Raw genomic sequence first — 23,628 nt, 5'->3', positions numbered from 1 at the left:
TCGGCCGGCGCGGTGTGGGACGGGTTGCCGGTGCGCCTCTCCCGAGGGGCCCCGACGCGGGACCAGCCCGGACCCTCAGGCGGGTCCGGGCTGGTCCCGGGGTGTCAACGACGCAGGCCGAGGCGCTCGATGAGGCTGCGGTAGCGGTTGATGTCGACCTTCTGCAGGTAGCCGAGCAGACGACGACGCTGGCCGACGAGCAGCAGCAGCCCACGGCGGCTGTGGTGGTCGTGCTTGTGCGTCTTCAGGTGCTCGGTGAGGTCCTTGATGCGCTGCGTGAGCATCGCGATCTGGACCTCGGGGGAACCGGTGTCACCCTCGTGGGTGGCGTACTCGGTCATGATGGACTGCTTGGTGGCGCTGTCGAGGGGCACGACTCTCCCGGTTGTCTCGTTGCACGGTGCTCCGGGGCTGGTCCACCCGGGCGCTCTCGTTCCGTGGCCGTTCTGACGGCGAGACGATGCTATCAGGCCAGCACGTGGCGCACGCCGTCGACGTCCGCGTGCATCCGCTCGACCAGCGCCTCCACCGAGTCGAAGCGCAGCGTGGGGCGCAGCAGCTCGACGAACTCGAGCACGACCTCCTCGCCGTAGAGGTCCAGGTCGGTGCGATCGAGCACGTAGGCCTCCACCCGGCGCTGCGATCCCTCGAACGTCGGGTTGGTGCCGACGCTGATCGCGGCGGGCAGCACGGCGTCCGGGGCGTCCGCCGGGCAGGCGGTGCGGCGCAGCCACCCGGCGTACACGCCGTCGGCGGGCACCATGCCGGTGGCCTCGGGCGACAGGTTGGCGGTCGGGAAGCCCAGCTCGCGACCCCGGGCGTCCCCGTGGACGACCTCGCCGCGCATCCGGTGCGGGCGGCCGAGCACGTGCGCGGCCTGCCGCACGTCACCGGCGGACAGCGCCTCGCGCACCCAGGTCGAGGACCAGCGCCGGTGCGTCGGGGCGTCGCCCCCGGGCTCCTCGCCGGCCACGTCCTCGATCACCTCGACGTCGAAGCCGTACCGCTCCCCCAGCGCGATCATCGTCGCGAGGTCGCCGGCGTTGTCGAGACCGAAACGCACGTCCCGACCGACCACGACCGTGCGGGCGTGCAGCCCCTCGACCAGGTAGCGGCGGACGAACTCCTCGGGGGTCTGCCGGGCGAACTCCAGCGTGTAGGTGACCAGCAGCACCCCGTCGAGGCCGGTCCGCGCCAGCAGCTCCAGGCGGTCCGCGTCGCCGGTCAGCAGCGGCGGCGCGACCTCGGGCCGGTGCACCTGCGCCGGGTGCGGCGTGAACGTCACCGCGACGGCGGCGGCACCGGCGGCACGGGCGTCGGCGACCATCCGCGCCAGCACCCCGGCGTGACCGCGGTGCACCCCGTCGAAGCTGCCGATCGTCACCACCGACGGTCCGAGGTCCCGCGGGACCTGCGCGAGATCCGTCCAGCGCTGCACGACTGCTCCCGTCGGTCGGCGCCTCCCGGCGCACGCTCGATGCGCACCGGCCGGTGCGCGGGGACAAGCCTGCCACGCCGCACGGGTCGCTCCGCGCACGGGTCCACGGGCCGACCGCCCGGCGCGGGTCTACGCTGCGGCCACCCGCACCACCTGCGACCCCTCGGAGGATCCCGTGGTCAGCCTGCGCACCACCCTCGCCGCCACCGGGGGCACCACCACGGGCATCGAGGTGCCTCAGGACGTGGTGCTGAGCCTGGACCGCGGCAAGCGGGTGCCGGTGGTCGCGACGATCGGCGCGAACTCCTGGCGCACCTCGATCGCGCCGTACCGCGGGTCGTACTGGGTGGCCGTGTCCTCGGCCGACCGCGCCGCCGCCGGGATCGCGGCGGGTGACGAGATCACCGTCGAGCTGGTGCCGGACGACGCCCCGCGCACCGTCGAGGGGCCGGAGGACCTGGCCGCCGCGCTGGCCGACGCCGGTGCGGGCGAGACGTGGGCCGCCCTGTCGGCGTCGAAGCAGAAGGCGCACGTCGCCGCCGTGACGGGCGCCAAGACCGACGCCACCCGCACCCGCCGGCTCGCCGCCGTGCTGGAGGCGCTCGGGGCCACGGGACAGGGGTAGCGTCGAGCACCATGCGCTGGCAGACCTTCGGAGAACGAACGATCTACGACAGCCCGTGGGTGCGGCTGACCCAGGTGGACGTGGAGGTCCCCGGTCACGGCCGGATCGACCACCACGTGGTGCGGGTGCCGCCCGCCGCCGGCACGGTGGTGCACGACCCGGAGCGCGGCGTGCTGCTGCTGCACCGGCACCGGTTCATCACCGACACCTGGGGCTGGGAGGTGCCGGCGGGCAGCATCGAGGCCGGCGAGGACCCCGCGGAGGCAGCGGCGCGCGAGGCCTGGGAGGAGACCGGCTGGCGGCCCGGGCCTCTGCGACACCTGGCCACCTGGCACCCGTCCAACGGGCTGTCCGACCAGGCGTTCCACGCGTTCGTCGCCGACGGCGCCGCGCACACCGGGGACCCGGTCGACCCCTCGGAGTCCGAGCGGGTGGCCTGGGTGCCGCTGGACGAGGTGCGGGCGCTGGTCCGCGGCGGCGGGGTGCTCGACGGGATGTCGCTCACCGCGCTGGCGCGATTCCTGCTCGACGTCTGAGCGGCGGCCCGATCGACGGTCTCGACCGCGCCGAGCACGCGGCTCAGGCCGCGCCGAACACCAGCACCGGGCGCGCCTGCGGCCCCTTGTCCTCCAGCAGCGCGACCAGCGTGCCGTCCGGGCCGATCGCGGCGACCGTCACCCCGGCGCCGAGCCCCCCGGCCGGGATCCGCTGCCCGTGGGACAGCGCGGTCGCCTCCGGCTCGGTCAGGTCGCGCACCGGGAAGGTCGCGCGGGCGGCGTCGGCGAGCGGCAGCGTGTCCAGCGGCATGTCGGCGGGCCAGGCGTCCAGCGTCTCGACGGTGCGGGCGGTGTCCACCGGGTAGCCGCCGACCCGGGTGCGCCGCAGCGCGGTCAGGTGCCCGCCGACGCCGAGGCCGGCGCCGAGATCGCGAGCCAGCGCACGGATGTACGTGCCCGAGGAGCAGACCACCGTCACGTCGACGTCCAGCGCGGGGACGCCCGACCCGTCGGCGTCCGGCACCGCACGGACGTCGTGCACGTCGAACCGGCCGATCGTCACCGGACGTGCCGCCAGCTCGACCTCCTCGCCGGCCCGCGCCAGGGCGTACGCGCGCTGACCGTCCACCTTGATCGCGCTGACCGAGCTGGGGACCTGCTGGATCGGGCCGGTCAGCGCCGCGATCCCGGCGTCCAGCGCCTCGCGGGTCACCGCATCGGCGGCGGTGCGGGTGCGCACCTCGCCCTCGGCGTCGTCGGTGCTCGTGACCACGCCCAGCCGGATCGTCGCGGTGTACTCCTTGTCCGCGCCGACCACGTAGGTGAGCAGCCGGGTGGCCCGCCCGACGCCGATCACCAGCACGCCGGTGGCCATCGGGTCGAGGGTGCCCGCGTGCCCGACCTTGCGGGTGCCGGCCAGGTGGCGCAGGCGTGCGACGACGTCGTGGCTGGTCCAGCCCTGCGGCTTGTCCACCACGAGCAGCCCGTCCGGGGCGGTGGGGCGGCGCGGCTGCTGCGCCCGGGCGGCGCGGCGGCGCTCCCGCTCGCGGGCGCGCTCGCGCTTGGACAGCGCCGGGGCCCCGGGGGTCGGGGGCTCGGCGGGGGTGGTGCTCTCGCTCATGCCTCGATCTTCTCGTGCTCGGCGTCGTGCCCGAGCACGCAGCGCAGCAGGGCGTCGAGCCCGGGGTCCTCGCCGCGGTGCTCGGGGGCGTCCACCGCGAGCAGCACGTTGATCAGCATGCCGACGGCCACGAAGTCGCGGGCGGCGTCCTCCTGCGCCTCGGGGTCGTCACCGGGCATCCCCGCGCGGACCACCGCGAACACCTCGCCGAGCGCGGTGCGGGCGATCCGGCCGATCTCCGGGTCTCCCCCGGCGACGAAGCCGTGCATGAGCACCCGCAGCAGCGTGCGGTCGCCCATCAGCTCCACGTACGCCGCTCCGGCGCTCGCCACGGACTGCTCGCCGGTGGCCAGCGCGGCCACGGCGTCACGCAGCGTGTGCACGATCCGCTCGGCCACCCCGCGGTACAGCTCGAGGAAGAGCTGCTGCTTGGAGCCGAACAGCCGCACCACGTAGGGCTGGGAGACGCCGGCGGCACGGGCGACCTGATCGGTGCTCGTGCCGGCGTAGCCCCCCTCGGCGAAGGCGGTGAGGGCGGCGGCGAGGATCTGCTCGCGGCGCTGCTCCCCCGACATCCGTGTCGTCGTCATGGTTGACATGTTATCAGTCGATAACTAGCGTCAGGGCTTGTTATCAGTCGATGCCAACTACTCCGCGGGAGCCACCGATGTCGCACCCCCTCGCCGAGCGCCGCGCGGTCCCCGTCGGGATCGCCCTGCTCGCCGCCTCGCTGCCCATGTTCATGGCGACCCTGGACAACCTCGTCGTCACCTCCGCGCTGCCCGTGCTGCGCACCGAGCTCGCCGCCTCGCTGACCGACCTGCAATGGGTGGTCAACGCGTACACGCTCTCCTTCGCCGCGCTGATGATCGCGGCCGCCACCCTCGGCGACCGCTGGGGACGCCGTCGGACCTTCCTCGGCGGGATCACGCTGTTCACCCTCGCGTCGATCGGGGCTGCGCTCGCCGACAGCCCCGCCACGCTGATCGCCGCCCGCGCCGTCCAGGGCGTCGGCGCCGCCGCGATCATGCCGCTGTCGCTCACCCTGCTCGCCTCCGCGGTCCCGGTCGCCCGGCGCGCGATGGCGATCGGCCTCTGGGGCGGGATCTCCGGCCTCGGCGTCGCGCTCGGCCCGGTGGTCGGCGGCGCCGTCGTGGACGGGATCTCCTGGCAGGCGATGTTCTGGATCAACGTGCCGGTGGCGCTGGTCGCCGTGCCGCTGGTGCTGCGTGCGCTGCCCGAGTCCCGCGGCCGGGTGCAGCGCCTCGACCTGATCGGCCTGCTGCTCGCCGGGCTCGGCGTGCTCGCCGTGGTCTGGGGCGTCGTGCACGGCAACGACGACGGCTGGACGTCCGCGACGGTGCTCGGCCCGATCCTCGCCGGAGCGCTCGCCCTGGTGCTGTTCGTCCGGCACGAGGCCCGCACCCCGCACGCCCTGGTGCCGCTGCGGCTGTTCCGCGCCCGCTCGTTCAGCGTCGCCAACCTCACCGGTGCCGCGTTCTCGCTCGGGATCTTCGGCGCGGTGTTCCTGCTCGCCCAGTACCTCCAGGTCGTCCAGGGGCACTCGCCGTTCCAGGCCGGGCTGCGCACCCTGCCGTGGACCGCCGCGCCGATGGTCGTGGCGCCGATCGCCGGGCTGCTCACCGCCCGGGTCGGCGTGCGACCGCTGCTCACCGCCGGCCTGGTCGCGCAGTCCGGCTGCCTGGTGTGGCTGGCGCTGGTCGCCGGCGCCGACGCGTCCTACGTCTCGCTGGTGCCCGGGCTGCTGCTCGCCGGCGTCGGCATGGGCCTGACCTTCGCGCCCAGCGCCACCGCCGTGCTGGCCGACGTGCCCGCCGAGGACCACGGCACCGCCTCCTCCACCAACTCCACGCTGCGCGAGATCGGCGTCGCGCTGGGCGTCGCCGTGCTGACCGCCGCGTTCCAGGCCGCCGGGGGCGACCTCACCCCGACAGCCTTCGCCGACGGGCTGCGCCCCGCCGTGCTGCTCGGGGCCGCCGTGATCGCCGCCGCCGCGCTGGTGTCGCTCGCCATGCCCCGCAGCACCGGCCGCGCCGTGCCCGCGGAGGGGGCGGAGGCGGGCGTGGGTGCAGGTGCGGGTTCGAGCACGGGCACGGGTCCGAGCACGGGTGCAGTCACGGGTGCAGGGACCGGAGACCCGAGCACGCACCCCGAGCACGCGCACCCGCTCCCGCTCTGATCCCCCGCTCCTCCCACCCCACACCCCGCGAGGTCGGTGGTTCTGCGCTCCGCACGGCGTGTCGCCCAGGCGTGTCGTGCACGAACCACCGACCTCGTCGGGAGGAAGGCTGCGGGAGGGGGCAGGGCTGGGGGTGTGCAGAAGGGCCGGGCCCCGTGGGGGTCCGGCCCTTCTGTGCGTGCGTGCGCGGGATCAGCGCGCCGAGCTGTCCTCGGACGCGTCGTCCTCCGGCGCGTCGTCCTCGTCCTCCTCGTCGGCGGGGCGACGGTACGGGTCCGCCTCCCCCGCGAACGCGGCGTGCTCGGCCAGGCGGGACACCTCGGCGTCCCGACGGGCGGCCTCGAGCAGCGCGGCGTCCAGGTGCGCGGCGGTCTCCGGCACGGCGTCGAGGTGGAACTCGAGCGTCGGGGTCAGGCGCACGCCGGTCTGCTTGCCGACCTCGGAGCGGATGAGCCCCTTGGCGCTCTCCAGCGCCTTGGCGGTCCCCTCCCGGGCCTCGGCGTCGCCGAGCACGGTGTAGAACACGCTGGCGTGCTGGAGATCGCCGGTCACGCGCACGTCGGTGACGGTCACGAAGCCCAGGCGCGGGTCCTTGATCCGGGTGTCGAGCATCTGCGCGACGATCTGCTGGATGCGGTCGGCGAGCTTGCGCGCCCGCGGGTGGTCGACCATGTGCGGTCCTCCTTCACGTGCCCGCTGCTGCGGGCGGACGACCGCGGGCCTGGACCCGGTGCGCGTGCACCGGTGTCGCAGACCCGCGGTCTCGTACCTGTCGAGGCGTCAGGAGCGCGGCTTCTCGCGCATCTCCCAGGTCTCGATGACGTCGCCCTCCTGGATGTCGTTGTACGACCCGAGGCCGATACCGCACTCGAAGCCCTCGCGGACCTCCGTGGCGTCGTCCTTGAACCGCTTGAGCGACTCGATGGTCAGGTTGTCCCCGATCACCGCCCCGTTCCGCAGGACGCGCGCCTTGGTGTTGCGGCGGATCTCGCCGGAGCGGACCAGCGAACCGGCGATGTTGCCGAACTTGGAGGAGCGGAACACCTCGCGCACCTCGGCGGTGCCGAGCTGCACCTCCTCGTACTCCGGCTTGAGCATGCCCTTGAGGGCCGCCTCGACGTCGTCGATCGCCGCGTAGATGACCGAGTAGAACTTGACCTCGACGCCCTCGCGGTCCGCCAGCTCCTCGACCCGCTCGCCGAACTTGACGTTGAAGCCGATGATCACGGCGTTGTCGACCGTGGCCAGGTTCACGTCGTTCTGGGTGATCGCGCCGACGCCGCGGTGGATGACCCGCAGCTCGACCTCCTCGCCCACGTCGATCTTGAGCAGCGCGTCCTCCAGGGCCTCGACGGCACCGGAGACGTCACCCTTGATGACGAGGTTGAGGGTCTCGACCTTGCCCTGCTCGAGAGCCTTGGTGAAGTCCTCCAGGCTGATGCGCTTGCGACGCTTGGCCAGCAGGGCGGCACGCTCGGCGGCCTCGCGCTTCTCGGCGATCTGACGGGCGGTGCGCTCGTCCGGCGCCACCAGGAAGGTGTCACCGGCGCTCGGCACCGACGCCAGGCCGAGCACCAGGACCGGACGGGCCGGGCCCGCCTCGGTGACGTTGTTGCCGTGCTCGTCGAACATCGCGCGGACACGGCCGTGGGCCGTGCCGGCGACGATCGCGTCACCGACGTGCAGGGTGCCGGACTGGACCAGGACGGTCGCGACGGCGCCGCGGCCCTTGTCGAGGTTCGCCTCGATGGCGACACCGCGCGCGTCCTTGTCCGGGTTGGCCCGCAGGTCGAGCGAGGCGTCCGCGGTGAGCAGCACGGCCTCGAGGAGGTCGTCGATGCCCATCTTCTGCTTCGCGGAGACATCGACGAACATCGTGTCGCCGCCGTACTCCTCGGCCACCAGGTTGTACTCGGTGAGCTGCTGGCGGATCTTGGCGGGGTTGGCCCCCTCCTTGTCCACCTTGTTGACCGCGACCACGATCGGCACGCCGGCCGCCTGGGCGTGGTTCAGCGCCTCGATCGTCTGGGGCATCACGCCGTCGTCCGCCGCGACCACGAGGATCGCGATGTCGGTGACCTGCGCACCGCGGGCACGCATGGCGGTGAACGCCTCGTGACCCGGGGTGTCGATGAACGTGATCGCCCGGTCGACGCCCTCGTGCTCGGCACGCACCTGGTACGCACCGATGTGCTGGGTGATGCCGCCGGCCTCGCCCGCGACGACGTCCGTCTGGCGGATCGCGTCGAGCAGCTTGGTCTTTCCGTGGTCGACGTGACCCATGACGGTGACGACCGGCGGCCGGGGGGCCAGGTCCTCGTCGGACTCGCCCTCCAGCTCGGCGTCGAGGTCGATGTCGAAGGACCCGAGCAGCTCGCGGTCCTCCTCCTCCGCCGACACCATCTCGACGACGTAGCCGAGCTCCGCCGCCAGGGTGCCGAAGGTGTCCTCGTCCAGCGACTGGGTCGCCGTGGCCATCTCACCGAGGTGGAACAGCACGGTGACCAGCGAGGCCGGGTTCGCGTCGATCTTGTCCGCGAAGTCGTTCAGCGAGGAGCCGTGACGCAGGCGGACGACGGTCTTGCCGTTGCCGCGCGGGACCTGCACGCCGCCGAGCGACGGCGCCTGCATCTGCTCGAACTCCTGGCGCTTCGCCCGCTTCGACTTGCGACCGCGGACCGGACGGCCCCCGGCGCGACCGAACGCACCCTGGGTGGAACCACGACCACCGGCACCGGGACGGCCACCGCCGCCACCGGGACGACCGGCGTAGCCACCGCCGCCACCGGCACCGCCGGGACGACCGGCGCCACCGCCGTAGCCGCCACCGCCGCCGGGACGACCGCCACCACCGGGACGGGCCGGGCGCTCGCCCGGACGACCGACACCGCTGGCCGAGCGGCCGGGCATCATGCCCGGGTTCGGGCGCGGACCACCCGGACGCGGCGCCGCGGGACGCGGGCCGCCGGGACGCTCGCCCGCGGGGGCGCCGGCACCGGCCTGCGCCGCGGGGGCGTCGGAGCGACGCTCGCCCGGACGGGGCATGCCCTGTGAGGACGCGAAGGGGTTGTTGCCCGGACGCGGGCCGCCGGGGCGCGGACCACCCGGGCGCGGAGCGCCGGAGCGGGGCATGCCCTGGGAGGACGCGAACGGGTTGTTGCCGGGGCGCGGGGCGCCGGGGCGCGGCGCCGAGGTGCGCGAGCCCTCGCCACCCTCGGAGCGCGCCGGGGCGGCCGGACGGGCCGGGGCTGCCGGGGCGGGAGCCGCCGGACGGGCCGGGGCCGGACGGGCGGCGGGCGCCGCGGAGGCGGCCGGAGCCGCCGGGGCGGACGCGGCCGGGGCGGACGCCGCGGGGGCGGCGGGAGCGGCCTGCGCCGGGGTGGCCGGAGCCGCCGCGGGGGTCGCCGCCGGAGCGGCCGGGGCCGCCTGCTGCACGGGCGCGGCGGGCTTCGCCGGCGCCGGACGGGCGGCGGGCTTGCTGCCGCCACCGGCCGCCGGGTAGGTGTCCCGCAGCTTGCGGACCACCGGCGGCTCGATCGTCGAGGACGCCGAGCGAACGAACTCACCGAGGTCGTTCAGCTTGGTCATGAGGGTCTTGCTGTCGACTCCGAGCTCCTTGGCGAGCTCGTAGACGCGGACCTTGGCCACATCTCTCCTGTCTCGGTCCGCCCGGACAGGTGCGGACCGTCGTTAGTGCTGGGTACTCATCGCTGGGTACTCATCGGTGCGTGCTCATCGGGTAGCCATCGGCTTCCAACCCGCTTTCCCTGATCGACGGTTCGCCACCGGGTGATGTGGCCCGGCGGCCTGGTCCCCCTCAGCGACCTGCGAGGTGCGCCTGCACCGCGGACGTGTCCAGCGGCCCTGCGTGACGCAGGGCCCGCGGGAACGCACGTCGGCGTTCGGCGAGCTCGAGGCAGCGAGGTTCGGGGTGCAGCCACGCCCCCCGGCCCGGCAGCGTGCGAGCCACGTCGACGACGACCGCGGGTGTCCCCACGGCCCCCGACGCGAGGACCACGCGCAGCAGGACCGACCTCGGGCCGGTCGCTCGGCACCCCACGCACGTGCGGACCGGACCCACGACGACCTCCGCAGCGGCGTGCGCTGCGCGGGCATCGGGGTTCCGCCTGCTCGGCGAGGACTGCCGGGCCTCCGGCCCAGCGTGGTCCAGTCTAGCGCGCGACGTCACCGACCGTGACCGTCGGTCTCGGACGAGCCCGTGACCTCGGTCTCCGCACCGGCGTCGTCGGTGTCGTCCGACCCGGCGCCCGGGGCGTTCTCGGCCGCGTCGGAGCGGATGTCGATGCGCCAGCCGGTGAGCTTGGCGGCGAGGCGGGCGTTCTGGCCCTCCTTGCCGATCGCGAGCGACAGCTGGTAGTCCGGCACCACCACGCGGGCGGCCCGGGCGGCGGCGTCCACCACCGTGACGTTCAGCACCCGCGCCGGGGACAGCGCGTGCGCGACCATCGCGGCCGGGTCGTCGGAGTGGTCGACGATGTCGATCTTCTCGCCGTGCAGCTCGGCCATCACGGCGCGCACCCGGGAGCCGAGCGGGCCGATGCAGGCACCCTTGGCGTTCAGGCCCGCCACGCGTGAGCGCACGGCCATCTTGGTGCGGTGGCCGGCCTCGCGGGCGAGCGCGGTGATCTCGACGCTGCCGTCGGCGACCTCCGGGACCTCCAGCTCGAACAGCTTGCGCACGAGGTTGGGGTGGGTGCGCGACAGGGTGATCTGCGGGCCCTTGGGTCCGCGCGAGACGTCCAGCACGAGGGCGCGGATCCGCTCGCCGTGCACGTACTGCTCGGTGGGGACCTGCTCGTGGGCGGGCAGCACGGCCTCGGTGCCGCCGACGTCCACCAGCACGACGCGCGGGTCGCGACCCTGCTGGATCACGCCGCCGAGGACCTCGCCCTCCTTGCCGCGGAACTGCCCGAGCACCTGGTCGTCCTCGGCGTCGCGCAGCCGCTGCACGATCACCTGGCGGGCCGTGGCGGTGGCGATCCGGCCGAAGCCGGCGGGCGTGTGGTCGAACTCGGGGCCCGTGACCACGGTGGTCGGCGGCACGGCGGTCGCCTCGGCCTCCGGGTCCTCCTCCACCGGCGCGGCCGGGACCACGGTGCGCTCGCGAGCCCACACGGTCACGTGGCCGGACCGGCGGTCCAGCTCGACGCGGGCGTCCTGGTGGGCCTCCGGCGTGCGGTGGTAGGCGGACAGGAGCGCCTGCTCGATCGCCGAGACCAGCACGTCCAGGCTGATGTCGCGCTCGCGCTCGATGAGCCGCAGCGCCTGCATGTCGATGTCCACGTCAGTCCTCCTGGCCCGTCGGCCCGTTCGCCCCGGCGCGGTCGGCACCGGGGATGTCCTTCACCAGCTCGATCTCCACCTGACCGTCGCGCACACCCGCGAGGTCCACGCGCACCGGGTCGCCGATCTTCGCGGGACGACCCTTCACGCCCGGGGTCACGGGGACGACCACCACCGTGGCGGACTCCCCCGCCGGCTCCACCTCGACCAGGCGGCCCGCGAGGGTGCCGCCGTCGGTCAGCCGCAGCGTCACCAGGCGGCCGATGGCGCGCACGTAGTGCCGACGCGCGGTCAGCGGGGCGGCGGCGCCGCGGGTCGACACCTCGAGGGTGTAGCTGTCAGGCAGCCCGTCCAGGTCGTCCAGGGCGGCGGACACCGCGCGGGACACCTCGGCCACGGCGTCGAGGTCCGGGGCCTCCTCGGCGTCCTCGGTGGCGTCGACCACCACGCGGAGCACCTGGCGTCCGCCGTCACGCACCAGCGCGACGTCCTCCAGCCAGAGACCCGACCCGGTCACCACCGGCTCGATGCTCTCCCGGATGCGCTGCGCACTCGTCGGCGCGGCCATGGTGTCCTCCTGTCGGTCCTGCGATGACGGGCGGTCCGGGCGTCCCCGGGCGCACGTCCGCCACCGGGGACGTCGACGCTGTGATGTTGTCGGGCCCTGCTGGTGGTGCGTGCGCGGGGCGGCGGACCGTCCTGCTGCTGAGGCAAGCGTACTGACTCCTGCGGCTCGCACCCGACGTCCGGCCCGGACCCCGCCCGACATGGGAGGATCCACGGTGATGTCCGCCACCGCCCAGCCCCGCCCGTCCCGGTCCCGGCGCACCGTCGCCGCCCTCCTCGTGGCGGTCGCGACGGTCGCGCTCGCCGGCTGCGACCTGCGCCGCGAGACCCCGGAGCCGACGGAGCCGTCGCCCGACGCGGTCGAGCAGGTCCGCCGGGACGCCGTGGACGACGCGCTGGCGCTCCAGGCCGCCGCGACCGCCGCCTCGGTCGGCACCGTCGACCCCGTGCTCGCCGCGCTGACGCTGGTCGGGGCGACCGCCACCGAGCAGGTGACCGCGCTGGGCGGCGTGTACGACTCCGGGCTGCCGGGCGCGAGCCCCTCGGCCACCGCGACCACCTCCCCCGCCGCGCTGCCCGCCGACGTGCTCGCGCTGCTCGCCGGCACGGCCTCCGACGCGCGGGCCGGTGCGGTCGCCGCGCAGGACGGCGCGCTGGCCCGGCTGCTCGCCGCCGTGTCCGCCTCCCGCGCGCAGCTCGCGGTGCGGCTGGCCGGCGGGCTCGGCGTGGAGGTACCGGCGATCGACACCACCGCACCCGCCTCCGGCACCACCACCGGCGGCTCGGCGGACGGCTCGGGCTCCGGCGACGGCTCGGCGGCGGATCCGGGCGCCACGCCCTCGGCCACGACCGACGGCTCGGGTGCCACCGGTGACGACCTCTCCCGTGCCGCGCTGCTCGCGCTGGTCGCCGCCGAGGACCAGGCCGGCTACGGCTTCGAGGTCGCCGCGGCACGGCTGTCCGACGCCGACCGTGAGGCCGCCCGCGCCTCCGCCGCCCGGCACCGCGCGCAGGGTGACGCCTGGGCCGCGCGCGCCGGGGTCGCCGGGACCGCCGACGACCCGCGCCGGGTGACCTACGCCCTCGGCGCCGACCTGTCCTCGGTGGCGGCCGTCCGCACGTTCTGCGGCGGGCTGGAGACCACGCTCACCGGGGTCTACGGCGACGCGGTGCTCGCCAGCGCCGGCGGGACCGCGGACCGGGTGGCCGTGGTGGACGCGCTGCGCGAGGCCGCCGTGGCGTCGCTCGCGTGGGACGCGACCCCGACCGCGCTGCCCGGGCTCCCCGCCGCGACCCCCGCGGGCTGACGCGCGGGCTGCGCCGACCACCTGCGGGCCGTGGCGCGTCTGAGAACAGCGCCGAGAGTGCACGAATGCAGGCTTCCCGGGCGCTGAAGGCTGCGTTCGTGCAACCTCGGCGCTCAGCTCACGGGCACAGACGCGCGAGAGCCCCCGGCCGCGCGGGGCGGACGGGGGCTCTCGGGCGGGCGCGGCCAGCGCGCGGTGCGCGCGGTCAGCCGGCGAGCAGGTCCGCCACCAGGGCGGTGACGCGGTCGGCGACCTCGGCCACCGGCACCTGCTCGGCCTGCGGGCCGCCCTCGGTGACGACGCGCGGGCGCACCTCGACCAGGCCGTCGGCGAGGCCACGACCCACGACGACGGTGAGCGGCACGCCCAGCAGCTCGGCGTCGGCGAACTTCACGCCGGGCGAGACCTTCGGACGGTCGTCGTAGACGACCTCGATGCCGCGCTGCTCCAGCGTGGTCGCCAGCTCCTCGGCGGCCTCGAAGACGGTCGCGTCCTTGCCGGTGGCGACGATCTGCACGTGGGCGGGGGCGACGCCGACCGGCCAGGCGAGGCCGCGGTCGTCGTGGTTGGCCTCGGCCAGCGCGGCGAGCACGCGGGTGACGCCGATGCCGTAGGAGCCCATGGTGACGACCTGGGACTTGCCGTTCTGGTCGAGCACGGTCAGGCCGAGGGCCTGCGCGTACTTGCGGCCGAGGGCGAAGATGTGGCCGATCTCGATGCCCCGGGCGAGCTCCAGCGGGCCGGAGCCGTCGGGGGCGAGGTCCCCGGCGCGCACCTCGGCGGCCTCGACGGTGCCGTCGGCGGCGAAGTCACGGCCGGCGACCAGGTCGAAGACGTGCTTGCCGTGGACGTTCGCGCCGGTGATCCACCGGGTGCCCTCGACCACGCGGGGGTCGAGCAGGTAGCGCACGCCCGTGCGGCCCTCGGCGTCGGCGGCCAGCCCGTCGAGGTTCGGGCCGAGCACGGCGGGGCCGATGTAGCCCTTGACCAGCTCGGGGTGCGCGGCGAAGTCGGCTTCGTTGGCGGTCTCGACCTCGGCGGGGGCCACGGCGGCCTCCAGGCGCTTCATGTCGACCTCGCGGTCGCCGGGCAGGCCGACGACCAGCAGCTCGCGCTCGCCGCTCGGGTGCACCAGGGCCAGCACGACGTTCTTCAGCGTGTCGGCTGCGGTCCAGGCGCGGTCGGTGCGGGCGAAGCGCTCGTTCGCGACGGCGACCAGCGAGTCGATCGTCGGGGTGTCGGGGGTGTCCTCGACGTGCGCGGCCGGCGCGTCGGCGAACGGCAGCGCGTCCGGCACGACCGTGGTGACGGCCTCGACGTTGGCGGCGTACCCGCCGGGCGAGCGGACGAAGGTGTCCTCGCCGATCGCGGTGGGGGTGAGGAACTCCTCGGAGCGCGAGCCGCCCATGGCGCCGGAGGTCGCCGCGACGATCACGTACTCCAGGCCGAGGCGGGTGAAGATCCGCTCGTAGGCGTCGCGCTGGCGCTGGTAGGAGGCGTCCAGGCCGGCGTCGTCCAGGTCGAAGGAGTAGGCGTCCTTCATGATGAACTCGCGGCCGCGGATCAGCCCCGCGCGCGGGCGGGCCTCGTCGCGGTACTTGGTCTGCACCTGGTAGAGCGCCAGCGGCAGGTCCTTGTACGAGGAGTACAGGTCCTTGACCAGCAGCGTGAACATCTCCTCGTGCGTGGGCGCGAGCAGGTAGTCGTTCTCCCGGCGGTCCTGCAGGCGGAAGATGTTCGGGCCGTACTCGGTCCAGCGGCCGGTGGCCTCGTAGGGCTCCTTCGGCAGCAGCGCCGGGAAGTGCACCTCCTGCGCGCCCGCCGCGTCCATCTCCTCGCGGACGACCGCCTCCACCTTCGCCAGCACCCGCAGGCCCAGCGGCAGCCAGGTGTAGATGCCGGGGGCGGCGCGGCGGATGTAGCCGGCGCGGACGAGCAGCTTGTGGCTCGCGACCTCGGCGTCGGCCGGGTCCTCGCGCAGGGTGCGGACGAACAGCGTGGACAGGCGTAGCAGCATGGTCCGCAGCCTAGTGGCCGCGAGGACCCCGCCCGCGCGTCGCGCCTCGGTCGGCCGCGCCCACCGGGCGCCTCCGTCGGTCGCGCCCACCGGGCGCCTCAGGCGGTGGTGTGCGCCAGGATGGCCCCATGCCCGAGCTGCCCGAGGTCGAGTCGCTGGCGGAGTTCCTGCGCACCCGTGCCGTCGGCCGTCGCGTGACGGCGGTCGAGGTGGGGGCGATCAGCGCGCTCAAGACGTTCCGACCCGGCCCGGCCGACCTTGCGGGCGGCGAGGTCGTCGGCGCGGGCCGACACGGCAAGTGGCTCGACCTCACCGTCCACCCCGAGTCCGGCGACGCCGCCCTGCACCTCGTCTTCCACATGGCCCGCGCCGGCTGGCTGCGCTGGTCGGACGCGCTGTCGACGAACCCGGTGCGCCCCGGCAAGTCGCCGCTGGCGCTGCGGGTACGGCTGGACGACGGCTCCGGCTTCGACCTCACCGAGGCGGGCACCCGCAAGCGCCTGGCCGTCTACGTCGTCGCCGATCCCGCCGAGGTCCCGCAGGTGTCATCGCTGGGTGTCGAGCCGCTGGGCCCGGACTTCACCGTGGAGCGGTTCGCGGCGCTGATGGCGAGCAGGAACCAGCAGATCAAGGGGCTGCTGCGCGACCAGGGGACGATCGCCGGGATCGGCAACGCCTACTCCGACGAGATCCTGCTGGTCGCCCGCACCAGCCCGTTCGCGCTCACCCGCTCCTTCGACGCGGACGCCGTGGCCCGGCTGCACGCCGCGGTGGTGGCGGTGCTCACCGAGGCGGTGGAGACGTCGCGGGGCCGCCCGGCCGCCGACCTCAAGGACGCCAAGCGCCGCGGGATGCGCGTGCACGGCCGCACCGGCGAGCCCTGCCCGGGGTGGGACAGCACGCCGTGCGGGGACACCGTGCACGAGGTGTCGTTCGCGGACTCGTCCCTGCAGTACTGCCCGACCTGCCAGACCGGCGGCATGCCGCTCGCCGACCGCCGGATGTCCCGCCTGCTGCGCTGAACCGCGACGATGCAGCCACGCCCGCAGGGCGTCAGAACAAGACCGTCGCGTACGTGCCCACCTGCCGGAACCCCACCGCCCGGTACGCCGCCAGCGCCCGCTCGTTGTAGTGGTTCGCGTACAGCGACACCGTCGGGGCGACCTCGCGGCGGGCGGCGGCGACCACGGCGGCCATGCCCCCCTCGGACAGCCCCTGCCCGCGCCGGGCGGGGGTGACCCAGACGCCCTGCACCTGCGCCACTCCCCCGGCGACCGCGCCGAGCTCGGCCTTGAACACCACCTCGGGGCCGGGATCCTCGACGCGCACGAAGGACCGGCCGTCGCGGATCAGCGCCTGCACCCGGTTCTCGTAGGCGCCGCCGGCACCGCCGAGGGGCGAGTAGCCGACCTCCTCGGTGAACATCCGCACGCAGGCGGGCAGCACCAGGGGGTACTCCTCGGGCCGGGATCGGCGCACGGCGGGGTCCGGCGCGAGGGCGGGCTCGTGGTCGATCACCATCGAGGGCTGGTCGGCGCGGACGTCGCGGACGCCGCCCCAGGTGGGCGCCAGGCGCTCCCAGACCGGCAGCACGACCTCGGCGGCACCGACGATCGAGGAGCAGCGCCGGCCCTGGGCCCGCCCGAAGGCGGCGAAGGCGTCGACGGCACCGGCCCGGACCGCGGGGTCGTCGCCGGGGACCACCGGCACGAGGTTGGCGCCGGCCCAGCAGATCGCGCGCAGCACGCCGTCCACCTCGTAGCCCCAGGCCTGCCCGCCGACCCGGCGCAGCCCGACGTGCGCGGCCTGCTGCAGCCGCACGGTGGCGAGCACGGCGGCGACCGGGTCGAGGGCGCAGACGGCGAGGGCGTCGGCCACGTCGGCGTCGTCCAGCACCCGGCCGGTGCCGGGTCCGGTGCGGACGGGGCTCATCCCACCGTGACGACGGGGCCGCCGTCGCCGGCGGGCAGGGTGTCGGCGATCCGCAGGGCCTCGTCGATCAGGGTCTCGACGATCGCGTGCTCGGGGACGGTCTTGACCACCTCGCCGCGCACGAAGATCTGGCCCTTGCCGTTGCCGGAGGCCACGCCGAGATCGGCCTCGCGCGCCTCGCCGGGACCGTTGACGACGCAGCCCATCACGGCGACCCGCAGCGGCACGGTCAGCCCCTCCAGGCCGGCGGTGACCCGCTCGGCCAGGGAGTAGACGTCCACCTGCGCGCGCCCGCAGGACGGGCAGGACACGATCTCGAGCTTGCGGGGGCGCAGGTTGAGCGACTGGAGGATCTGGATGCCGACCTTGACCTCCTCGACCGGCGGCGCGGACAGCGAGACCCGGATCGTGTCGCCGATCCCCTGGCTCAGCAGCGCGCCGAAGGCGGTGGCGGACTTGATCGTGCCCTGGAACGCCGGCCCGGCCTCGGTGACGCCGAGGTGCAGCGGCCAGTCGCCGCGCTCGGACAGCAGCTCGTAGGCACGGACCATCACGACGGGGTCGTTGTGCTTGACCGAGATCTTGAAGTCGTGGAAGTCGTGCTCCTCGAACAGCGAGGCCTCCCAGACGGCGGACTCGACCAGCGCCTCCGGGGTGGCCTTGCCGTGCTTGGCCAGCAGGCGCGGGTCGAGCGAGCCGGCGTTCACCCCGATCCGCAGCGACACCCCGGCGTCGGAGGCCGCGCGGGCGATCTCCTTGACCTGGTCGTCGAACTTGCGGATGTTGCCGGGGTTGACCCGCACGGCGGCGCAGCCCGCGTCGATCGCGGCGAAGACGTAGCGCGGCTGGAAGTGGATGTCGGCGATCACCGGCAGCTGCGACTTGCGGGCGATGGCCGCCAGCGCGTCGGCGTCGTCCTGGGTCGGCACGGCCACCCGCACGATGTCGCAGCCGGCGGCGGTCAGCTCGGCGATCTGCTGGAGGGTGGCGTTGACGTCGGAGGTCAGCGTGGTGGTCATCGACTGCACGCTCACCGGCGCGCCGCCGCCGACGTCCACCGAGCCGACACGGATCCGGCGGGTGGGGCGTCGCGGGGCGAGGACCGGGGCGGCCGGCTCCGGCATGCCCAGGGCGATCGGGGTGCTCACCGCGTCATCCTCCCACCGTGGTCGTCCGCGTGCCCGGCACCCGGCCGGTCAGCCCAGCGTGGTCGGGTTGACGATGTCGGCGTAGGCGATCAGCAGCCCGGCGCCGGCGAGCAGCACGAACATGGTCAGCGCCAGCGGCTGCAGCCGGGCGGCGTCGGCGGGGCGCGGCCGGGGCAGGTGGCGCACGCGGGCCCACTGCCGCTTGATCCCCTCCCACAGCGCGGCGGCGACGTGCCCGCCGTCCAGCGGCACCAGCGGGATCAGGTTGAAGACGAACAGCGCGATGTTCAGCGAGGCGAGCAGGCTGAGCACCGTGCCGACGCGCTCGGCGGTGCCGACACCGGGGACGTCGCTGGACGCGACCTCGCCGGCGAGGCGGGCGATGCCGACCGGGCCGATCACGCCGGTGGCGTCCCGCTCCTCGCTGCCGAAGGTGCTGCGGGCGATGTCCACGATCTTCGCCGGCAGCGTGACCATGGCCTTGCCGGTCTGCCACACCCAGTCCGCCGTCACCGTGACGACCTCGGACGGCGAGGTGCGCTGCAGCTCGGTGCCGGGGCCGATGCCGAGGAACCCGACGCTGGCGGTCACCGGCTGCCCGTCGTCGTCCAGCACGGCCATCCCGTCCTCGTCGGCCACCGGTCGCTCGGCCACCACGGGGGTGACCTGGAGGGTGAGCCGCTCGCCGTCGCGCTCGACCACGATCGGCACCTCCTCGGCGCCGGTGCCGCGGATCAGCCCGGACAGCTGGTCCCAGGAGTCGATCGTCACGCCGTCGTACTCGACCACGGTGTCGCCGGGCAGGATGCCGGCGGCCGCCGCGGGGGCCTCGGGGTCGGCGTCGGTGCACTCGGTGGCGGTGGAGCTGACCGGGATCACGCACTGGTTGACCGAGGAGATCGTGGTGGACAGCGCCGAGGTGCCGATCCCGAGGAACAGGATCGCGAGCAGCACCACCGCGATCACCAGGTTCATCACCGGTCCGCCGAGCATGACGACGAGCTTCTTCGGCGTCGAGAGCCGGTAGAACGCGCGGTGGTCCTGCCCGGGCAGGATCTCCTCGGCGGAGGCCTCGCGGGCGTCGGCGGCCATCCGGCTGAGGAAGCCCTTGACCGGCGGGTTGCCCACGGCCTCGGGGGTCGGGTACATGCCGATCAGCCGGACGTAGCCGCCGAGCGGGATCGCCTTGACGCCGTACTCGGTCTCGCCGCGGGTGCGGGACCAGAGCGTCGGACCGAAGCCGACCATGTACTGGCTGACGCGCACGCCGAACTTCTTGGCGGGCAGCATGTGGCCGAGCTCGTGCAGGGCGATCGAGACGAGCACGCCCACGACGAGCACGAGCACGCCGATGAAGTAGGCCACGCGGTCCTCCGGTTGATCAGGCAGGGCTGCCACATCTTGCCCCCTCCGGCTGGGCGTGCGCTGGACGCCGTGCGGGAATCCCCCACCCGGGGCACGAGACCTGCACATCGCCGATCGCGCCGCCGCGGGCAGATCAGGGCGCGAAACCGCACGATCATCCGTAACAATCGACGGATACCGTGCGATCGACCCCCGATCACCGACGATTTCCGGAGCACGAGATGTCGCACACGCTGGAGCAGCGCCGCCACCTGGTCACCGCGGTCCCCGGTCCCCGCTCGCGGGCGCTGGCCGAGCGACGCGCCGCGGTGGTGGCCGCCGGGGTCACCTCGACGCTGCCGGTGTACGTGGAGCGTGCCGGGGGCGGGGTGCTGCGCGACGTGGACGGCAACACCCTGGTCGACCTCGGCTCCGGGATCGCGGTGACCTCGGTCGGCGCCAGCGCGCCCGAGGTGGTCGAGGCCGTCGCCGCGCAGGCCGCCGCCAGCACGCACACCTGCTTCATGGTCGGCCCCTACGAGGGCTACGTCGCGGTGTGCGAGGCGTTGGCGCGCCTGACCCCCGGCGACCACGCCAAGCGCTCGGTGCTGCTCAACTCGGGGGCCGAGGCGGTGGAGAACGCCGTCAAGATCGCCCGCCGCACCACCGGCCGGGACGCGGTGCTGGTGCTCGACCACGCCTACCACGGGCGCACCAACCTCACGATGGCGATGACCGCTAAGGCCATGCCGTACAAGACCGGCTTCGGCCCCTTCGCCGGCGAGGTCTACCGGGTGCCCGCCTCCTACCCGCTGCGCGACCCCGCCGGGATGACCGGTGCCGAGGCGGCCGCGCGGCTGGTCGCGGTGGCGGAGCGGCAGATCGGCGCGGAGCGCGTGGCGGCGCTGGTGGTGGAGCCGGTGCTCGGCGAGGGCGGTTTCGTGGTGCCGGCGCCGGGGTTCCTGCCCGCGCTCGCGGCGTGGACCCGCGCGCACGGGATCGTGCTGGTCGCCGACGAGGTGCAGACCGGCTTCGCCCGCACCGGCACGATGTTCGCCTGCGAGGACGAGGGCGTGGTGCCGGACCTGGTGTGCACCGCCAAGGGGATCGCCGGCGGGCTGCCGCTGGCCGCGGTCACCGGCCGCGCCGAGATCATGGACGCGGTGCACGCCGGCGGGCTGGGCGGCACCTTCGGCGGCAACCCGGTGTCCTGCGCGGCGGCGCTCGCGTCGATCGCCCTGTTCGAGGACCGCGACCTCGCGGGCGCGGCGCGCGCGATCGAGACCCGGGTGCGCGCGCGGCTGGCGCCCCTGGTGCGTCCCGGCGGCCCGGTGGCGGAGGTGCGCGGGCGGGGCGCGATGATCGGCGTCGAGCTGGTCCGGCCCGGCACGCTCGACCCGGACGCGGACGCCGCCCGCCGGGTCGCCACCGCCTGCCTGGCCGCCGGGGTGGTGCTGCTGACCTGCGGGACCTGGGGCAACGTGGTGCGGCTGCTGCCGCCGCTGGTGATCGAGCCGGCGCTGCTGGACGACGCGCTGGACGTGCTGGTCGAGGCGCTGGCGACCCTGGGCTGAGGGATATCCCTCGCGAAGAGTGGAACCACACACGCGGGCGAGCGGGGACCGGCGCGATCGTGCCAGGGTCCGGGTCGAGGTGGTCGCGCTCGTCCTGGAGGTGCTCGTGTCGGATCTGGTGGTCGATGCCGGGGTGGTGTCCGCGACGGGATCGGTGATCCGGTCGCTCGCACGGATGATGGAGTCGCCGTGCTGGGCCGGGGCGTTCGAATCGGGATCCGGCCCCGTCGACGAGGCGGTGCGCGCACTGAACCCGGTGGTGGGACGCCAGGTGCTCGGCGCCGCCTCGGAGGTGTTCCGGATCGGGCAGGGTGCGGTCGACTGCGCGGCGCAGCTGCTCGACGCCGACGCGGCGCTGGCGCGTCAGGGATGAGCGGCACCTGGACCCGGCAGGATCCGGGCGCCGGGGACGTCGCCGGCCTCCGCCTGCAGGCGGCGGAGCACGAGCGCACGTCCACGATGCTGGCCGAGGCGCACGCCCTGATGCGCACCCACCAGGGGAACGTGACGTCGACGGTGTGGTCCGGGGCGGCCGCCGAAGCGTTCCGGGACGGGGTCGAGCAGTTCTGCGCGCGGGTGCGGTCGGTCGTCGAGTCGATCGCGTGGTGCGCCGCCGAGCTGCTGGTCTACGCCGGGACGGTCGAGCAGATCGCCGAGGACGCGCACCATGTGCGTGTGCGACGGGACGCCGCCCTGGACGACCGGCGTGCCGGCCAGGCCGTGCTGAACCGGGTGCCGCACCCGGGCGAGGTGATCGACGCGAGCACGATCGCCCGAGCGTCCGCCCAGGTCGCCGAGGCCGACCGGACGCTCGCCGCGGTCGACCGGGACCTGGACCGGCTGGGCGAGGAGCGCACCGCCGCCGACACCCGGGTGCGCGGCGCGCTGGTCCTGGAGGGGGTGCCGTCCTGGGACTCCGTCGCGGCCGCACTGCAGACCGCGGGGATCACGGGCGCGGAGCACCTGACCTGGCGCGGACTGCGCACGAGCCTGGTGGACCTGGCCCGCCGTGTCGCCGACGGCGAGCGCAGCGCGACCGACGAGCTCGCGACCCTGCTCGCGACCTGGGGCACGTCCGCGTCGATCATGGGCTCGTTCCTGCGCGACCTCGGCGGGCGCGACCTGGCCGACCTGCTGACCGCGGTGGACGCGGAGGCGCTGCGCGACCCCGCCCGCGCCGACCAGGCCGGTGCCGTGCAGGACGCCCTGCGCCGCGCCCTCGCGCTCGGTGCCGGCGCGTGGGACGAGGACCAGCAGGCGGTCTTCGCCACCGGCCTGCTCACCGGCACCAACGCCGCCCTGGTGGTGTCGTACCTGTTCGCCGACGCCGAGGGCGCGCCCATGCCGCCCGGGCTGATCTGCGCGACCCTCGACGCGATCCAGGCACGCGAGCGCGACGGGATGCTGATCTGGCAGCTCGATCCCGACGCCGGGGGCGTCGGGCCGATGGCCGACGGGCTGCTCGCGCCGCTCGGCGACGGCTCGCCCTCGTGGTTCGTCGATCCGGCGGCGGTGCTGCTCCGGCAGGCCGCGGGGTGCCCGGGCGACGTCACGGCGTGGCTGGCCGCGGACGCGGCGCGGGCGCAGCACTGGTACGGCGCGCGCGACTGGCCCGCCGCGGGCGGGTGGGCCGCTCCGCTGGTGCTGTGGGAGGCGTTGCAGACCGTGCCGGGGGCGCTGGCCGGGCCGGGGGCGGACCCGGTGCTGGTGGACCGGCTGGTGGCGGCGAACGTGGCGATCATCAACGCGTGGATGGACGACCCGGCGCGGCACCTGACCCGGCTGGACGCCGAGGCCGCGGACGCGCTGGCGGGGGTGGTGGAGCGGCAGCTGCCGCTGTGGTTGGAGACGGTGCTGACGGCGGACAAACCGCTGGAAGGCAGCGCACGTTCCACCAACGCGCCGATCATGTGGATGGGGGCCGACGGCGGCTGCAACAGCGTCTGGGTCTCCGACAAGACTCTGGCGACGCTGCTCGCGCTGGTGGCGCAGGACGCCGACGCGGCCGCCCGGCTCACCGCGAGCACGGCGACGCTCCAGGTGGTGCTGGTCGACAGCCTGGGCGCGAGCCCGGTCATCCGGCAGAACGAGATCCTCGACCGGGTGGCGGCGCTGCTCGGTGCGGTCGACGGCGCGCAGGTCGCCGCCGAGCTGACCGCTGCGAGCCTGCACGACGCGGCCGTCCGGCAGCAGATCGGCCTGGGTGGGCTGGTCTCCGGCGAGGTCCTCGGCCGGATCGCCGGGGAGGCCGGCATCGCCGCCTCCGTGGTCACGACGGTCGGCGAGGACCTGGCGGAGAACGCCTGGGCGAGCAGCTACGACACGGCGCTGCGCGACTTCCTGGCCGAGGCGGGTGCCACCGGCGAGCGGGAGGCCGCGGCCCGCCGAGTGCTCACCGCGCTCGCCGAGGGCTGGGCACCGGCGGAGGAGATCGAGGCCGCCGGCGGTCTCGATCACTACGTGGACAAGCGGATGGACGAGTACGACGACGAGCGCGACGCGCTCGACGTCACCAAGACCGACGCGGCGGGCTCCTGATGGCCCAGCGACACGCG

The 23,628-nt window shown here is 74.9% G+C and carries 21 protein-coding genes; 8 read left to right on the top strand and 13 right to left on the bottom strand.

The features are described from left to right. Positions 1–104 precede the first annotated feature (104 nt). Positions 105–374: a 30S ribosomal protein S15 gene (gene rpsO / locus ACZ5HG_RS07620; RefSeq protein ID WP_179685891.1), complete on the bottom strand. Its 270-nt coding sequence runs from the start codon at positions 372–374 to the stop codon at positions 105–107. A 92-nt stretch (positions 375–466) separates the two neighbouring features. Next, complete coding sequence (locus tag ACZ5HG_RS07615) at positions 467–1,438, bottom strand: bifunctional riboflavin kinase/FAD synthetase (protein WP_464181526.1); 972 nt, start codon at positions 1,436–1,438, stop codon at positions 467–469. A gap of 175 nt (positions 1,439–1,613) precedes the next feature. Here ACZ5HG_RS07615 and ACZ5HG_RS07610 point away from each other — a divergent pair, with 175 nt between their 5' ends. Both ACZ5HG_RS07610 and ACZ5HG_RS07605 read left to right on the top strand, forming a co-directional pair. After that, complete coding sequence (locus ACZ5HG_RS07610; RefSeq protein ID WP_464181524.1) at positions 1,614–2,063, top strand: YdeI/OmpD-associated family protein; 450 nt, start codon at positions 1,614–1,616, stop codon at positions 2,061–2,063. Between the two features lie 11 nt (positions 2,064–2,074). After that, the gene (locus tag ACZ5HG_RS07605; protein WP_464181522.1) at positions 2,075–2,599 is read left to right on the top strand and encodes an NUDIX domain-containing protein; all 525 of its coding nucleotides are present in this window, start codon (positions 2,075–2,077) and stop codon (positions 2,597–2,599) included. 43 nt (positions 2,600–2,642) lie between these two features. On the opposite strand, the gene truB is transcribed toward ACZ5HG_RS07605, so the two are convergent. Together truB and ACZ5HG_RS07595 are read right to left on the bottom strand one after the other, a co-directional pair. Next, a complete protein-coding gene (gene truB / locus ACZ5HG_RS07600; protein ID WP_464181521.1) occupies positions 2,643–3,680 on the bottom strand; it encodes a tRNA pseudouridine(55) synthase TruB in 1,038 nt (345 codons plus the stop codon). After that, positions 3,677–4,270, bottom strand: coding sequence for a TetR/AcrR family transcriptional regulator (locus ACZ5HG_RS07595; protein ID WP_464181519.1), 594 nt, complete (start codon positions 4,268–4,270; stop codon positions 3,677–3,679). The genes truB and ACZ5HG_RS07595 overlap by 4 nt, the downstream gene beginning before the upstream one ends. Before the next feature lie 77 nt (positions 4,271–4,347). On the opposite strand from ACZ5HG_RS07595, the gene ACZ5HG_RS07590 reads away from it, so the two are divergent. Then, positions 4,348–5,880: a DHA2 family efflux MFS transporter permease subunit gene (locus tag ACZ5HG_RS07590; protein WP_464181516.1), complete on the top strand. Its 1,533-nt coding sequence runs from the start codon at positions 4,348–4,350 to the stop codon at positions 5,878–5,880. Positions 5,881–6,072: 192 nt separating this feature from the next. On the opposite strand, the gene rbfA is transcribed toward ACZ5HG_RS07590, so the two are convergent. From rbfA to ACZ5HG_RS07565, 5 genes are all read right to left on the bottom strand, one after another. Beyond that, positions 6,073–6,552 (bottom strand): 30S ribosome-binding factor RbfA, encoded by a 480-nt coding sequence (rbfA, locus tag ACZ5HG_RS07585; protein ID WP_464181515.1) that lies wholly within the window; start codon positions 6,550–6,552, stop codon positions 6,073–6,075. Between the two features lie 108 nt (positions 6,553–6,660). Further along, positions 6,661–9,528 (bottom strand): translation initiation factor IF-2, encoded by a 2,868-nt coding sequence (infB, locus tag ACZ5HG_RS07580; RefSeq protein WP_464181512.1) that lies wholly within the window; start codon positions 9,526–9,528, stop codon positions 6,661–6,663. Positions 9,529–9,697: 169 nt separating this feature from the next. Continuing rightward, a complete protein-coding gene (locus ACZ5HG_RS07575) occupies positions 9,698–9,940 on the bottom strand; it encodes a YlxR family protein (protein ID WP_464181511.1) in 243 nt (80 codons plus the stop codon). 125 nt (positions 9,941–10,065) lie between these two features. Then, the gene (gene nusA / locus ACZ5HG_RS07570) at positions 10,066–11,184 is read right to left on the bottom strand and encodes a transcription termination factor NusA (RefSeq protein ID WP_464181510.1); all 1,119 of its coding nucleotides are present in this window, start codon (positions 11,182–11,184) and stop codon (positions 10,066–10,068) included. Between the two features lies 1 nt (position 11,185). Continuing rightward, entirely contained in the window at positions 11,186–11,752 is a 567-nt protein-coding gene (locus ACZ5HG_RS07565; protein ID WP_464181508.1) for a ribosome maturation factor RimP, read from the bottom strand. Between the two features lie 199 nt (positions 11,753–11,951). On the opposite strand from ACZ5HG_RS07565, the gene ACZ5HG_RS07560 reads away from it, so the two are divergent. Further along, a complete protein-coding gene (locus ACZ5HG_RS07560) occupies positions 11,952–13,058 on the top strand; it encodes a DUF4439 domain-containing protein (RefSeq protein WP_464181507.1) in 1,107 nt (368 codons plus the stop codon). 205 nt (positions 13,059–13,263) lie between these two features. On the opposite strand, the gene ACZ5HG_RS07555 is transcribed toward ACZ5HG_RS07560, so the two are convergent. Beyond that, entirely contained in the window at positions 13,264–15,075 is a 1,812-nt protein-coding gene (locus ACZ5HG_RS07555) for a proline--tRNA ligase (protein WP_464181506.1), read from the bottom strand. Between the two features lie 128 nt (positions 15,076–15,203). Here ACZ5HG_RS07555 and ACZ5HG_RS07550 point away from each other — a divergent pair, with 128 nt between their 5' ends. Further along, complete coding sequence (locus ACZ5HG_RS07550) at positions 15,204–16,097, top strand: Fpg/Nei family DNA glycosylase (RefSeq protein WP_464181504.1); 894 nt, start codon at positions 15,204–15,206, stop codon at positions 16,095–16,097. A 31-nt stretch (positions 16,098–16,128) separates the two neighbouring features. Here the strand turns inward: ACZ5HG_RS07550 and ACZ5HG_RS07545 are convergent, their stop codons facing one another. From ACZ5HG_RS07545 to ACZ5HG_RS07535, 3 genes are read right to left on the bottom strand one after another with little or no spacing between them, the layout of a single operon-like run. Then, complete coding sequence (locus ACZ5HG_RS07545; protein ID WP_464181503.1) at positions 16,129–17,007, bottom strand: GNAT family N-acetyltransferase; 879 nt, start codon at positions 17,005–17,007, stop codon at positions 16,129–16,131. Then, positions 17,004–18,155: a flavodoxin-dependent (E)-4-hydroxy-3-methylbut-2-enyl-diphosphate synthase gene (gene ispG, locus ACZ5HG_RS07540; RefSeq protein WP_464181502.1), complete on the bottom strand. Its 1,152-nt coding sequence runs from the start codon at positions 18,153–18,155 to the stop codon at positions 17,004–17,006. Before ispG ends, ACZ5HG_RS07545 begins: the two co-directional genes overlap by 4 nt. Before the next feature lie 48 nt (positions 18,156–18,203). Then, complete coding sequence (locus ACZ5HG_RS07535; protein WP_464181500.1) at positions 18,204–19,520, bottom strand: M50 family metallopeptidase; 1,317 nt, start codon at positions 19,518–19,520, stop codon at positions 18,204–18,206. Positions 19,521–19,741: 221 nt separating this feature from the next. Between ACZ5HG_RS07535 and gabT the strand changes: the two genes are divergently transcribed. From gabT to ACZ5HG_RS07520, 3 genes are all read left to right on the top strand, one after another. Further along, positions 19,742–21,073 carry a 4-aminobutyrate--2-oxoglutarate transaminase gene (gene gabT, locus ACZ5HG_RS07530; protein ID WP_464181498.1) on the top strand — a complete coding sequence of 444 codons (1,332 nt, stop codon included), beginning with the start codon at positions 19,742–19,744 and terminating at the stop codon, positions 21,071–21,073. Between the two features lie 79 nt (positions 21,074–21,152). Next, a complete protein-coding gene (locus ACZ5HG_RS07525; RefSeq protein ID WP_464181496.1) occupies positions 21,153–21,446 on the top strand; it encodes a hypothetical protein in 294 nt (97 codons plus the stop codon). Continuing rightward, entirely contained in the window at positions 21,443–23,611 is a 2,169-nt protein-coding gene (locus ACZ5HG_RS07520; protein ID WP_464181495.1) for a hypothetical protein, read from the top strand. The genes ACZ5HG_RS07525 and ACZ5HG_RS07520 overlap by 4 nt, the downstream gene beginning before the upstream one ends. Positions 23,612–23,628: the final 17 nt, after the last annotated feature.

It is taken from the genome of Cellulomonas sp. GTC20042, assembly GCF_055389595.1.
This window is presented reverse-complemented; position numbering and strand designations above follow the sequence as displayed.